At 71.6% G+C, this 12588-nt stretch carries 12 protein-coding genes; 5 read left to right on the top strand and 7 right to left on the bottom strand.

Going from position 1 to position 12588, the window contains the following annotated elements; all coding sequences use genetic code 11:
- Positions 1 to 7: 7 nt before the first annotated feature.
- Positions 8 to 433, bottom strand: coding sequence for a pyridoxamine 5'-phosphate oxidase family protein (locus G6N10_RS17810; RefSeq protein WP_085099867.1), 426 nt, complete (start codon positions 431 to 433; stop codon positions 8 to 10).
- Between the two features lie 34 nt (positions 434 to 467).
- On the opposite strand from G6N10_RS17810, the gene G6N10_RS17805 reads away from it, so the two are divergent.
- The gene (locus tag G6N10_RS17805; RefSeq protein ID WP_085099864.1) at positions 468 to 1496 is read left to right on the top strand and encodes an NAD(P)H-dependent flavin oxidoreductase; all 1029 of its coding nucleotides are present in this window, start codon (positions 468 to 470) and stop codon (positions 1494 to 1496) included.
- Positions 1497 to 1506: 10 nt separating this feature from the next.
- On the opposite strand, the gene G6N10_RS17800 is transcribed toward G6N10_RS17805, so the two are convergent.
- The 4 genes from G6N10_RS17800 to G6N10_RS17785 all read right to left on the bottom strand — a co-directional run bounded on the left by G6N10_RS17800 (position 1507) and on the right by G6N10_RS17785 (position 7063).
- Positions 1507 to 2496 carry an LLM class F420-dependent oxidoreductase gene (locus G6N10_RS17800; protein WP_085099861.1) on the bottom strand — a complete coding sequence of 330 codons (990 nt, stop codon included), beginning with the start codon at positions 2494 to 2496 and terminating at the stop codon, positions 1507 to 1509.
- An 11-nt stretch (positions 2497 to 2507) separates the two neighbouring features.
- Positions 2508 to 3539, bottom strand: a complete 1032-nt coding sequence (locus G6N10_RS17795; protein ID WP_234810666.1) for a DUF8017 domain-containing protein — start codon at positions 3537 to 3539, stop codon at positions 2508 to 2510.
- Between the two features lie 135 nt (positions 3540 to 3674).
- Entirely contained in the window at positions 3675 to 5822 is a 2148-nt protein-coding gene (locus G6N10_RS17790) for a 3-hydroxyacyl-CoA dehydrogenase NAD-binding domain-containing protein (protein ID WP_085099858.1), read from the bottom strand.
- Between the two features lie 29 nt (positions 5823 to 5851).
- The gene (locus G6N10_RS17785) at positions 5852 to 7063 is read right to left on the bottom strand and encodes an acetyl-CoA C-acetyltransferase (protein ID WP_085099855.1); all 1212 of its coding nucleotides are present in this window, start codon (positions 7061 to 7063) and stop codon (positions 5852 to 5854) included.
- Between the two features lie 143 nt (positions 7064 to 7206).
- Between G6N10_RS17785 and G6N10_RS17780 the strand changes: the two genes are divergently transcribed.
- On the top strand, positions 7207 to 8376 hold the full coding sequence (locus G6N10_RS17780; protein WP_085099853.1) for a pyridoxal phosphate-dependent aminotransferase: 1170 nt from the start codon (positions 7207 to 7209) through the stop codon (positions 8374 to 8376).
- A gap of 66 nt (positions 8377 to 8442) precedes the next feature.
- Here G6N10_RS17780 and G6N10_RS17775 read toward each other — a convergent pair whose 3' ends face one another.
- Both G6N10_RS17775 and G6N10_RS17770 read right to left on the bottom strand, forming a co-directional pair.
- Positions 8443 to 9525: a CaiB/BaiF CoA transferase family protein gene (locus tag G6N10_RS17775; RefSeq protein WP_085099850.1), complete on the bottom strand. Its 1083-nt coding sequence runs from the start codon at positions 9523 to 9525 to the stop codon at positions 8443 to 8445.
- A gap of 3 nt (positions 9526 to 9528) precedes the next feature.
- The gene (locus G6N10_RS17770; RefSeq protein ID WP_085099847.1) at positions 9529 to 9969 is read right to left on the bottom strand and encodes an SRPBCC family protein; all 441 of its coding nucleotides are present in this window, start codon (positions 9967 to 9969) and stop codon (positions 9529 to 9531) included.
- Positions 9970 to 10058: 89 nt separating this feature from the next.
- Here G6N10_RS17770 and G6N10_RS17765 point away from each other — a divergent pair, with 89 nt between their 5' ends.
- The 3 genes from G6N10_RS17765 to G6N10_RS17755 all read left to right on the top strand — a co-directional run bounded on the left by G6N10_RS17765 (position 10059) and on the right by G6N10_RS17755 (position 12499).
- Complete coding sequence (locus G6N10_RS17765; protein ID WP_085099844.1) at positions 10059 to 10415, top strand: carboxymuconolactone decarboxylase family protein; 357 nt, start codon at positions 10059 to 10061, stop codon at positions 10413 to 10415.
- A 128-nt stretch (positions 10416 to 10543) separates the two neighbouring features.
- Entirely contained in the window at positions 10544 to 10792 is a 249-nt protein-coding gene (locus G6N10_RS17760; RefSeq protein ID WP_109750615.1) for a hypothetical protein, read from the top strand.
- Positions 10793 to 10801: 9 nt separating this feature from the next.
- Complete coding sequence (locus G6N10_RS17755; RefSeq protein WP_085099840.1) at positions 10802 to 12499, top strand: redoxin domain-containing protein; 1698 nt, start codon at positions 10802 to 10804, stop codon at positions 12497 to 12499.
- The last annotated feature ends 89 nt before the right edge of the window (positions 12500 to 12588 follow it).

The following is a 12588-nucleotide window of genomic DNA, read 5'->3' as shown; positions in this document are numbered from 1 at the left end:
GCGCCCGTCAGAGCGCGCCGAGGTCCGCGCAGTTCCAGTGCCGGGGCGCCATCGCGATGAACACGTTCTCGCCGTGCTCGCGACGGGCCATCGCCAGGTACGCCTCGACGTGCTCGGCGGCCAGATAGCGGGTGGCAAGCTCGACCAGCTGCTCGTCGGTGGCCGGCTCGATCCGGTCGACGTCGCCGTCGACCGCGACGTAGCGGACCGACGGCGTCTCGCGGTCCACCATCAGCGAGAAGTGCCCGGCCGCCTCGATCAGCCGATGTTTGCGCGAGCCCTTCCCGGTCAGCACCCAGGGCTGCCCGCCCGGCGCGTACTGGTACCACATCGGCACGCTCAGCGGGCCGCGCGCGGCGCCGGCGCTGACCGACAGCGCGGCGATGTGCGGCTCGGCAAGGAACTGTTCGCGGTCAGCTCGGGACAGGGCCATGGCCCCAGGCTAACCGGGCCGTAGGGTCGAGAGCATGTCCTCCTCCGCGCTGCCCGGTGCGGCCATCCCGCTGATCGCCGCACCGATGGCCGGCGGCCCGAGCACCGCCGCGTTGGTGATCGCCACCGGCCGGGCGGGCGGGCTCGGGTTCCTGGCCGCCGGCTACAAGTCCCCGGCGGCGCTGGCCGCCGAGATCGACACCGTCCGCGGCGCCGGAATCCCGTTCGGCGTCAACCTTTTTGCGCCCAATCCGGTCCCGGTTGACCCGCAGCACTACCGGCGGTACGCGGCGCTGATGCAGCGCGAGGCCGACCGATTCGGGCTGGCCCTGCCGGCCGAACCGGTCTCCGACGACGACGACTTCGCCGCGAAGATCGACGCGCTGATCGCCGACCCGGTGCCCGCGGTCAGCTTCACCTTCGGCCTGCCCGCCGCCGGGGTGATCGACGGCCTGCGCCGCGCCGGAACCACCGTGATTCAGACCGTCACCTCGGTGGCCGAAGCCCGGGCATCCGCCGAGCGGGGAGTCGATTGCCTGGTGGCGCAGGCACATACCGCGGGCGGACACAGCGCCACCTTCACCCCGCAGCGGATGCCCGACCCGCTGCCGATCATCGAGCTGGTGGCGGCGGTGCGGGCCGCGGTGTCGCTGCCGGTGATCGCCGCGGGCGGGCTGAGCACCGCCGCCGAGGTGGCCGACGTGCTGCGCGCGGGGGCGATCGCCGCGCAGGTCGGCACCGCGCTGCTGCTGGCCGAGGAGGCCGGTACCTCGGCGATTCACCAAACCGCGCTGCGGGATCCGTCGCGGCGCGACACGGTGCTGACGCACGCCTTCACCGGCCGCCCGGCCCGCGCCCTGGGCAACCGGTTCACCGACGACTACGCCGCTGCGGCGCCGCTGGGCTACCCGGCGCTGCATTTCCTGACCGGCCCGCTGCGCCGGGCCGCCGCGGCGGCCGGGGACGCCGAGTTGGTGCACCTGTGGGCGGGCAGTGGTCACCGGCAGGCCCGGTCCGGGCCCGCCGCGCAGATCCTCGCCGGCCTGACCCCCGGGGCCCGCTGAGCCGCGGCCGTCAGCGCAACGCGGGGATGATCTCGCGCTCGAACGCCTCGATGCCGGCCCGGTCGTGGGCGGCTTCGGGGAAGTAGCAGATCAGGTAGCCGCAGCCCAGTTCCTTGAGCCGGGCCAGCTGTTCGATGACCTGGGCGGGGGTGCCGACGCCGGGACCGCGGCGCAGCGAGGCGATCATCGACTCGGCCGGCGCCTCGCCGGCCAGCGGCGCCCACTGCGCGCGCAGCCGGGCCAGCCGGGCCTCGACGTCGGCCTCGGTCTGCCCGAGCACCAGGTTGACGTTGGTGGAGCGCACGATCGCGGCGTAGTCGGTGCCGACGTCGGCGCAGTGCCCGGCCAGCACCGCCGACTTGTGCGCGAACTCGGCCGCCTCGCCGGAGAAGTTGGTGTACTGCGCGTAGCGGGCGGCGATCTTGAGGGTGACCTTCTCCCCGCCCCCGGCGATCCACAGCGGAATGCCGCCGTCCTGCAGGGGTTTGGGCGCCACGATCGCGCCGTCGACCCGGTAGTGCTCGCCGTCGAAGCTGACCCGGCCGTCGCGCCAGGCGTCCCGGATGATCTGCACGCCCTCGTCGAGCCGGGCCAACCGCTGCCCGGCCGAGGGGAAGCCGTAGCCGTAGGCCCGCCACTCGTGCTCGTACCAGCCGGCACCGATGCCCAGCTGGGTGCGGCCGCCGGAGATGACGTCGACGGTGGCGGCCACCTTCGCCAGGTAGACCGGGTTGCGGTAGCTCATCGCGGTGCACATTTGGCCGAGCTTGATCCGGGAGGTGCTCGCCGCGAACGCCGCCATCAGCGTCCAGGCCTCATGGGTGGCCTCGTCGGTGGGTACCGGGACGGTGTGGAAGTGGTCGTAGACCCACAGCGATTCCCAGGCCGTGCCGTCGTCGGCGTAGCGGGCCAGCCCGTTCATCACCGCCCACTGCTCGCTCGGGTCGATGCCGACGAGATCCAGGCGCCAGCCTTGCGGAATGAACAGCCCGAAGTGCATGCGCCCGCCCCTCAGAATGCGTCGGAGGACCGCAGCGAGGCGACCATCTGGTCGATGACCTCCGGGCCGGCCGCCCCGTCGATGCCCTGGTCCATGCTGATCACGAACAGCACCGTGCCGGGCTGGCCGGGCACCGTGGTGGCGACCATGCTGTGCAGCGCGGACGGTCCGGTGCATTCGTCGGCCTTGATCCCGGTCACCGTCGCGACCACCTGCACCGCCGCCTGACCGCCGACGGTGAGGTTCTTCGGCGGGCTCAGCGACACGGTCGGCACCTGGCCGTCGTCGGAGGTGTAGATGTCGACGACGTTGTCGGACTCGGCGTTGACCGCCTCGGTGATGTCGGAGACGTCGGAGAATCCCGGCACCCCGGCGACCGCCACCGAGCTGTCCGAGCACGTCGGGCTGACCAGTTCGGAGGCACCGCTCATCACCCGGATCGGGCAGGTTCCGAACGGCCCGTCCGGGCACTTCTTCTCCCAGCCGACCATCGTTCCGCAGCTGAGCACCTGCCATTCCGGCGGCACGTCGTAGGACAGGCCGCGCTTGGCGGCCACGGTCTGCCAGCCGGTCGGGGTGGTCGGGGCGGCGGTGCCGGTGCAGGTGTCGCCGGTCGGCTTGGGGATGTCGACCGAGGTCGACGGGAACGCCGGCTCGGTGGTCGACGGCGCCGGGTTTCCGGTGACGACGGCCTTGGTGGTGGTGGCCGTGGCGGCCTCGTTGGACGAGTCACCGCCGCGGCCGAAGCCCCACAGCACGGCGCCGACGACGAGAAGCACGGCCACCACCGCCCCGGCGGTCAGCCCGATCACCAGGCCCCGGCTGGTCCCGCCCGGCGGCGGCCCACCGGGCCCACCGGGGGTGGCGTAGCTGTCCAGTGCCGGCGCCTCGCCGTAGGCCGGGAAGAACGGATCCTGCTGCCCGCCGCCCGGCTGGGCCCCGGACCACGGCTGGCCCCCGTAACCGGGCTGCTGGCCCCCGTAGCCGCCGGACTGCTCGCCCCCGTAGCCGCCGGAGCCGTACCCCTGTGGTGGATAGCTCACGGAAAAGACCTCCCGAAAAGTCGTTTGCCCGGCAAACATAACAGCCCCCGGCGGCGGCTCAGCGCGGCTTTTCGGCCACAGACACGAGTACCCCCGAGAGAATCTCGGGGGTACTCGCGGTGCTACCGGCCGGGCTCAGCTCTCCAGCGAGGCCGGCGGCAGGAAGCGGTCGCCATACTTGGCGGCCAGTTCCCGGGCGCGCGCGACGAACGCGGCCTTGCCGACGCCCAGCGGGCCTTCGTAGCCGACGATGAACTGCGCCGACCCGCCGGTGTAGGGCGGGTAGCCGATGCCCATGATCGAGCCGATGTTGGCGTCCGCGGTCGAGGTCAGCACGCCCTCGTCGAGGCACTTCTGGGTCTCGATCGCCTCGGCGAACAGCATCCGGTCGATCATGTCCTGCAGCGGGATCGACGTCGAGCCGGAGTTGAAGGTCTCCGCCAGGCCCGGCCACAGGGTGGTGCGCTTGCCGTCGACGTAGTCGTAGAACCCGGCGCCCTTGAGCCGGCCGGCGCGGCCCAGCTCGAGCATCTTCTCCACGACGATCTCACCGGGGTGCGGGGTGTAGCTGCCGCCGTCGGCCTCCACGCCCGCGCGGGTGGCGACCGCGATCTTGTGCATGAGCTCCAGGTTCAGCTCGTCGGACAGCTGCAGCGGCGCGGCCGGGTAACCGGCCTGGGAGCCGGCCTGCTCGATCGACGCGGGGGCGATGCCCTCGCCCAGCATGGCGATGGCCTCCTGCACGAAGGTGCCGATCACCCGGGAGGTGAAGAAGCCGCGGCTGTCGTTGACGACGATCGGGGTCTTCTTGATCGCCAGCACGTAGTCGAACACCCGGGCCAGGGTCTCGTCGGAGGTCTTCTCCCCCTTGATGATCTCCACCAGCGGCATCTTGTCGACGGGCGAGAAGAAGTGGATGCCGATGAAGTCCTCCTGGCGCTTCACCCCGGTGGCCAGACCGGTGATCGGCAGGGTGGAGGTGTTGGAGCCCAGCACCGCGTTCGCGTCGACGGCGTCCTCGATCTCCTGGAACACCTTGTGCTTGAGTTCCTGGTTCTCGAAGACCGCCTCGACGACGAAGTCGACGCCCTTGAGGTCGGCCGGGTCCGCGGTCGGGGTGATCCGGGCCAGCAGCGCCTGGGACTTCTCGGCGGTGGTGCGGCCGCGCTCCAGCGCCTTGGCCTCGATCTTCTCCGAGTAGCCCTTGCCCCGCTCGGCGGCCTCCTGGCTGACGTCCTTGAGCACCACCTCATAGCCGGCCTTGGCCGAGACGTAGGCGATGCCCGCGCCCATCATGCCCGCACCCAGCACCGCGATCTTGGTGATCGGGGTCTTCTCGATGCCCTTGGGGCGGCTGCCGCCGCCGTTGATGGTGGCCAGGTCCAGGAAGAACGCCTGAATCATGTTCTTGGCGGTCTGGCCGGTGACCAGCGAGGTGAAGTAGCGGCTCTCGATCCGGCTGGCGGTGTCGAAGTCGACCTGCGCGCCCTCGACGGCGGCGGCCAGGATCGCCCGCGGCGCCGGCATCGGGGCGCCCTTGAGCTGCTTGCGCAGCAGTGCCGGGAACGACGGCAGGATGGCCGCCAGCGCCGGGCTGGACGGGGTGCCGCCGGGCATCTTGTAGCCCTTCTTGTCCCACGGCTGCTCGCCGGCCTCCGGGTTGTCCTTGATCCAGGCCTTGGCGGCCGGGACCAGCTCATCGACGCTGCCGACCAGCTCGTCGATGAGGCCGGTGCTCTTGGCCTTGGCCGGCTTGAACCGGGTGCCCTGGGCCAGCACCTCCATGAAGGCCTTCTGGATGCCGAACATCCGGACGGTGCGGGTCACCCCGCCGCCGCCGGGCAGCAGGCCCAGGGTGACCTCGGGCAGGCCGATGACCGAGCCGGGGACGTCGGCGGCGATCCGGTGGTGGCACGCCAGCGCGATCTCCAGGCCACCGCCGAGTGCGGCGCCGTTGACGGCCGCGACGACCGGGCGGCCGAGGGTCTCCAGGGCGCGCAGGTCGGCCTTGATGAACTCGACCTCGGCGAACGCCTCGGCGGCGTTCTCCGGGCCGACGGCCAGCATGCCCTTGAGGTCACCGCCGGCGAAGAAGGTCTTCTTCGCGCTGGTGATCACCACGCCGGTGATGGCGTCCTTCTCGGCGACAAGACGCTCGACGGTCTTGTGCATCGACTCCTTGTAGTGCTCGTTCATCACGTTCGCCGAACCGGTCGGGTCGTCGAGCGTCAGGGTGACGATGCCGTCGGCATCCTGGTCCCACTTGATGGTGTTCTCTGCCATGTTCCTGTAGTCCTTTGCTTCGCCGCGGCTCAGACGCGCTCGATGATGGTGGCCACGCCCATGCCGCCGCCGATGCACAGCGTGATCAGGGCACGCCGGGCGCCGCGACGCTCCAGCTCGTCGACCATGGTTCCGGTGATCATGGCGCCGGTGGCGCCCAGCGGGTGGCCCATCGCGATGGCGCCACCGTTGACGTTGAGCTTCTCGTCGGGGATGTTCAGGTCCTTCTGGAACTTCAGCACCACCGACGCGAACGCCTCGTTGAGCTCGAACAGGTCGATGTCGTCGACGGTCAGGCCGGCCCGGTCGAGCACCTTCTGGGTGGCCGGGGTCGGCCCGGTCAGCATGATGGTGGCGTCGGCGCCGCTGGTCGCGGTCGCGACGATCCGGGCGCGCGGGGTCAGGCCCTGGCTGGTGCCGGCCTTCTCGCTGCCGATCAGCAGCAGCGCGGCGCCGTCGACGATGCCGGAGCTGTTGCCGCCGGTGTGCACGTGGTTGATCTTCTCCAGCCAGTGGTACTTCTGCAGCGCCACGTCGTCGAAGCCGCCCATCGCCGCCAGCATCTCGAAGGCCGGCTTGAGCTTGCCGAGGTCCGCGGCGGTGGTGCCGGGCCGCATGTGCTCGTCGTGATCCAGCACGACCAGGCCGTTCTGGTCGCGGACCGGGATGACCGACTTGGCGAAGTAGCCGCCGGACCAGGCGTCGGCGGCGCGCTGCTGGGACCGCGCGGCGTAGGCGTCGACGTCGTCACGGGTGAAGCCCTCGATGGTGGCGATCAGGTCGGCGCCGATGCCCTGCGGGGCGATGTAGTTGTCGAAGGTGAACGGGATGTCGGAGAACATCGCGCCGCCGTCGGACCCCATCGGCACCCGGCTCATCGACTCCACGCCGCCGGCGTAGACCAGGTCGTCCCAGCCCGAACGCACCTTCTGCGCGGCGGTGTTGACGGCCTCCAGGCCGGAGGCGCAGAACCGGTTGAGCTGGTAGCCGCCGGTGGTGTCCGGCATGCCCGCGGCCAGCACCGCGGTGCGGGCGATGTCGGCGCCCTGGTCGCCAACCGGGGACACGCAGCCCAGCAGCACGTCGCTGATCAGGGTCTCGTCCAGGTCGGGGTGCCGGCGCCGCATCTCCTCGATCAGGCCGACGACGAGGTCGAGCGGCTTGATCTCGTTGAGTGCGCCCTTGCGCTGCTTGCCGCGCGGGGTGCGGATGGCCTCATAGATGAAGGCTTCTTCGGACATGTGGTTGCTCCAGGTCCATGTTCAGGTTGGGGTCGCGGAGTTCCGGCCGGACCGGGTCCGCTGGAGGGTCGTCCTCGTGCCGCCCAGCGTAGCAGCCTCTCCCAACCGCTTGGTTGGGAGAGCAAGACGTAACGTGAAGGACCATGACAGTCTCCCGGCTGCGGCCCTACGCCACCACCATTTTCGCCGAGATGTCGGCGCTGGCCGCCGAGCTCGGCGCGGTCAACCTGGGCCAGGGATATCCCGACGAGGACGGCCCGCCACAGATGCTCGCGGCGGCCCGCCGGGCGATCGCCGACGGGGCCAACCAGTACCCGCCGGGCGCCGGCATCCCGGCGCTGCGCGACGCCATCGCCGATCAGCGGCTGCGCCGGCACGGCATCGACTACCGCCCCGAGGACCAGGTGCTGGTGACCGTCGGGGCGACCGAGGCGATCGCCGCGGCGGTGCTCGGCCTGGTCGAACCGGGCTCGGAGGTGCTGCTGATCGAGCCGTTCTACGACTCCTATGCCCCGGTCGTCGCGATGGCCGGCGCGCACCGGGTGGGCGTGTCGATGGTGCCCGACGGCACCGGCTTCGCCCTGGATCTCGACGCGGTGCGGGCGGCGGTCAGCGACCGGACCCGCGCGCTGATCCTGAACTCACCGCACAACCCGACCGGCTGGGTGGCCTCCGATGCGGAGCTGCGCGGGCTGGCCGAGCTGGCCGTCGAGCGCGACCTGCTGGTGATCGCCGACGAGGTCTACGAGCACCTGGTGTTCGACGGCCGGGTGCATCGGCCGGTCGCCGGCTACCCGGGGATGTTCGACCGGACGGTGACGATCTCCAGCGCGGCCAAGATGTTCAACTGCACCGGCTGGAAGATCGGCTGGGCCTGCGGGCCGGCCGAGCTGATCGCCGGGGTGCGGGCGGCCAAGCAGTACCTGACCTACGTCGGCGGGTCGGCGTTCCAGCCGGCCGTCGCCGCGGCGCTGAACACCGGCGACGAGTGGGTCGGTCAGCTGCGCGAGACCCTGGCCGGGCGCCGGGACCGGCTGGCCGGCGCGCTGGCCGACATCGGCTTCGGCGTGCACGACAGCTTCGGCACCTATTTCCTGTGCGCCGATCCGCGCCCGCTCGGCTACCACGACAGCGCCCGGTTCTGCGCCGAACTGCCGCACCGGGTCGGCGTCGCCGCCATCCCGATGTCGGCGTTCTGCGATCCGGGGTCCCCGGCCATCGACGAGTGGAACCACCTGGTGCGCTTCGCGTTCTGCAAGCGCGACGACACCCTCGGTGCCGCTATCGAACGACTGCAGCAGTTGCGCGGCTGACCCAGCCACCACCCTGGCCGGCCGGAAACCCAGCGATAGAACGGCTGCAGCAGTTGCGCCGCTGAGCTACCAGCCGATCTCGTCGAGGCCGGTCGGGCCCTGCGGCGGCCGGCCCGGCCGGCCCGCCGGGGTGCGGGAGAACCGCGGTGCCGGCGCGGCCTGCAGCACCCCGTCGACCTCGATCAGCGTGTCGCGGGCCCGCAGGTGCTCGTTGTCGGCGGCCTCGGCCCAGCTCAGCACCGGGGTGACGCAGCTGTCGGTGCCGGCGAAGACCGCCGCCCACTCGTCGCGGGTCCGCTCGGCGAAGCGGGCGGTCAGGATGTCGCGCAGCTCGTCGTAGCGACCCATCTCGAACTGGCCCGGCACCTCGGCCGGATCGAGTCCGAGCCCGGCCAGCAGCTGGGCGAAGAACTGCGGTTCGATGGCGCCCACCGCCATCGCCCCGCCGTCGGCGGTGGCGTAGCAGCGGTAGTACGGCGCCCCGCCGTCGAGCAGCCAGGACTCCCGCTCGTCGCGCAGCGCGCCGGTGGACCGCATGGTCCAGGCCATCTGGGCGAGCATGCTGACCCCGTCGACCATCGCCGCGTCGACCACCTGGCCGGCCCCGGAGCGTTCCCGCTCGTAGAGCGCGGTGATGATGCCGACCAGCACCAGCATCGAGCCGCCGCCGAAGTCGGCGACCAGGTTCAGCGGCGCGACCGGCGGGCGGTCGGCGTAGCCGATGGCGTTCAGCGCCCCGGTCATCGACAGGTAGTTGATGTCGTGGCCGGCGGTGGTCGCGGCCGGGCCGTGCTGACCCCAGCCGGTGATCCGGGCGTAGATCAGCCGCGGGTTGACCGCCGCGCAGTCCTGCGGCCCGATGCCGAGCCGTTCGCAGGTGCCCGGACGGAAGCAGTCCAGCAGCACGTCGGCGCGGGCCGCCAGGTCCAGCAGCGCGGCCGGGTCGGCCTTGACGTCCAGGTCGACGACGCGCTTTCCGCGATGCAGCAGATCGACGTTCTCCGCGGGCAGCGTCAGCCCGCCGGGGCGGCGCACCCGCACCACGTCGGCACCGAGGTCGGCGAGCATCATCGCGGTGTGCGGGCCGGGGCCGATGCCACCGAGTTCGATGACCTTCAGCCCGGCCAGCGGCCCGGTGCTCGGCGGCACGGGTCAGCCCTTTTTGAGCTTGAGCACCTGCTTGCGCAGCCCGTCGGTGGCGGTTTCCATGCCACCCTTGAGAGTGCGCTTGAGGATGAAGCCGGGCAGCGGCACCTTCGGGTCGACGGCCAGCTCGAAGCGCACCTTGGTCTTGTCGCCGGCCGGGGTCAGCGTGTAGGTGGCGTCCTGGGCCCGGACCTGCGTGGCCGATTTCAGCGTCCAGCTGCAGGAGGTGTCGGTCCAGGTGTATTCGATGACCATGGTGTCGGTCAGGCCGGCGGCCTTGATCACCATCTTCGCCTCACGGGGCCGGCCGTCGTCGTACCGACTGAGCACCTCGGAGCTCTGGTACTGCGGGGACCAGTCGGGGGTGGCCTCGACGTCGGCGATGACGTCGAGGATCTCGGCCGGGGTGGCCTCGATGAGCACTTCGCGGGAATCACTGACAGCCATGGCAGGCACCCTAGCGCCCGCGCCGGTGACGATGGCCACGATTTTGCCGAAGCCGCGCATATTTATACCCCGAGGGGTATAAAGGAGGTATGAGCGATGAAACCCACAACCACGACCTGCTCGCCACCGTCAACGCCCAGGGCCGGGCGCTGCGCGCCCTGATCCCGGGCGTCTACCAGGGCTTCGCCGCGACCCACAAGGCCGCGATGGCCGACGGCGCGCTGCCGACCAAGACCAAGGAGCTGATCGCGCTGGCGATCGGCGTGACCAACCGCTGCGACGGCTGCATCGCCTCGCACGCGCGCGGTTCGGCGCGCGCCGGCGCCACCAAGGAGGAGGTCGCCGAGGCGCTCGGCGTCGCGATCCTGATGAACGGCGGACATTCCACCGTCTTCGGTCCGCGCGCCTTCGCCGCGTTCTGCGAATTCGCCGACGCCGGGAAATAGACCGCTGAGCGCCCCGGCCGACCGAGGGGTTCGCCAGGGCGCTCAGCCTTCCCGCTGCACAGTGGCGCAGGTCACCGGTCGGGAGTAGCGTCGAGGATCGTCGGGGTCCTCGACCGGAGGTGTCGACCATGAATCGTCTCGCCCGCACCGTCATCATCGTTTCCGGCGCCACCCTGGCACTGAGCCTGGGCGGCGGCGTCGCCGGCGCCGATCCCCCGGGCCCCGGCAGCCCCTGCGGCCCGAACCGGGTGATCACCACCATCAACACCTGCGAGGACATCAACGTCTCCTGCACGGGCTACGACGGGATGATCATCGGCCGGGTGGACCGCGACGGCCGCTGCGTCTTCCCGGGGGTCAACGGCACCACCTGGTAGCCCGGCGCCGTGACCCTGCTGTTGGTCGGCTTCGTCGGCGGACTGTTGGCGGCCATCTCCCCCTGCGTGCTGCCGGTGCTGCCGATCGTGCTGCTCGGCGGAGCGACCGGCAGCCACGGGGCACCGGAGGATCCGGCACCCCGGCCGTGGGCGCGACCGGTTGCCATCGTCGCCGGCCTGACCCTGAGTTTCACGCTGTTCACCCTGTTCGGCGCCGTGCTGCTGCACCTGTTGCACCTGCCGGCCGGGCTGCTGCGCTGGCTCGGCATCGGGACCCTGGCGCTGCTCGGGGTGGCGATGCTGGTGCCGGCCGTTGAACGGCTGCTGGAACGCCCGTTCGCGCTGATCCCGCAGGCCCGGCTGGCCCGTACCCGCGGCGGCGTCGGCGGCGGTTTCGTGCTCGGGTTGGCGCTCGGCGCGGTGTACGTGCCGTGCGCCGGGCCGGTGCTCGCGGCGATCGCGATCGCCGGGGCGGGCGGGCAACTCGGCTGGCCCACCCTCGCGCTGACCCTGGGATTCGCCGCCGGGACGGCGGTGCCGCTGCTGGCGATCGCGCTGGCCGGCGGCCGGCTGCGGACCCGGGCCCGCTTCCTGGCGACCCGGGCCCGCGCGGTGCGGGCGGTGGCCGGGGTGGCGATGATCGCGCTGGCGGTCGCGCTGGCCGCGAACCTGACCGACGTGATCGCACGCAAGGTGCCCGACTACACCAAGGCGATCGGGGCGGCGCTGCCCGCGGCGGTGGTCGCGGCGCCGCGGGTCGGCGGCACCGGCTCACTGCAGGACTGCCAGGACGACGCCTACCGGGGCACCTCCGCGTTGAGCGACTGCGGGCCGGCCCCGGAGTTCGCCGGGATCGAGCGCTGGCTCGGCGGCGGACCGCTGACCATGGCCGGGCTGCGCGGGCAGGTGGTGCTGATCGATTTCTGGGCCTACTCGTGCATCAACTGCCAGCGCGAACTGCCGCATGTGCAGGCCTGGTACCAGCGCTACCGGCCGCTGGGGTTTCAGGTCGTCGGCGTGCACACCCCCGAGTACGCCTTCGAGCGGGTCCCGGCCAACATCGCCGACGGCGCGGCCCGGCTCGGCCTGACCTTCCCGGTCGCCGTCGACAACGACTACCGCACCTGGACGGCCTACCAGAACATCGCCTGGCCGGCCGGCTACCTGGTGGATGCCGCCGGGGTGATCCGCCGGGTCAACTTCGGCGAGGGTGACTACGCCGAGACCGAGTCCGACATCCGTGCGCTGCTGGCCGCCGCGCACCCCGGCGTCGAGCTGCCGGCGCCGACCGATCTGCCGGACACCACGCCGCGCGACCGCCGCCAGACCCCGGAGCTCTACCTGGGCGCCAACCGGGCCCGGGCGTTCGCCGGCGGCACGCTGCCGCTCGGCACCGATGCCTTCACCGCAACCGCGCCCCCGGCGCCGAACACCTTCGCCCTCTCCGGCACCTGGACGGTCGGCGAGGAGTCCCTGACCGCCGGCGAGGATGCGGCGATCACGCTGAGCTATCACGCCGCGAAGGTGTACCTGAACACCTCGGGCACCGGCACCCTCACCACCAGCGACGGTGGGCACACCGCGACGCTCAACGTGGCGGGGGTGCCGAACATCCATCCGGTGCTCGACCGCTCGGCCGCCGGCCCCGGAACGCTGCGGATCGCGGTGTCACCGGGGTTGAGCGTCTACTCGTTCACCTTCGGCTGAGCCGATCAACCACCAAAGACTGCGCCATTGACAAATGGCACAGTTGATGGTGTGCTGACGATTGTGACCACATCCGCTCGTCCGGCCCT

It is taken from the genome of Mycolicibacterium fallax, assembly GCF_010726955.1.
GTDB classification, from domain to species: Bacteria; Actinomycetota; Actinomycetes; order Mycobacteriales; family Mycobacteriaceae; genus Mycobacterium; species Mycobacterium fallax.
Note: the sequence above shows the minus strand (reverse complement) of the source record. Positions and strands in the feature narration are given on the sequence as shown.

Coding starts and splice junctions, on each gene's coding strand:
- G6N10_RS17810 (WP_085099867.1), bottom strand. CDS start 433: ATGGCCCTGTCCCGAGCTGACCGCGAACAGTTCCTTGCCGAGCCGCAC.
- G6N10_RS17805 (WP_085099864.1), top strand. CDS start 468: ATGTCCTCCTCCGCGCTGCCCGGTGCGGCCATCCCGCTGATCGCCGCA.
- G6N10_RS17800 (WP_085099861.1), bottom strand. CDS start 2,496: ATGCACTTCGGGCTGTTCATTCCGCAAGGCTGGCGCCTGGATCTCGTC.
- G6N10_RS17790 (WP_085099858.1), bottom strand. CDS start 5,822: ATGGCAGAGAACACCATCAAGTGGGACCAGGATGCCGACGGCATCGTC.
- G6N10_RS17785 (WP_085099855.1), bottom strand. CDS start 7,063: ATGTCCGAAGAAGCCTTCATCTATGAGGCCATCCGCACCCCGCGCGGC.
- G6N10_RS17780 (WP_085099853.1), top strand. CDS start 7,207: ATGACAGTCTCCCGGCTGCGGCCCTACGCCACCACCATTTTCGCCGAG.
- G6N10_RS17770 (WP_085099847.1), bottom strand. CDS start 9,969: ATGGCTGTCAGTGATTCCCGCGAAGTGCTCATCGAGGCCACCCCGGCC.
- G6N10_RS17765 (WP_085099844.1), top strand. CDS start 10,059: ATGAGCGATGAAACCCACAACCACGACCTGCTCGCCACCGTCAACGCC.
- G6N10_RS17760 (WP_109750615.1), top strand. CDS start 10,544: ATGAATCGTCTCGCCCGCACCGTCATCATCGTTTCCGGCGCCACCCTG.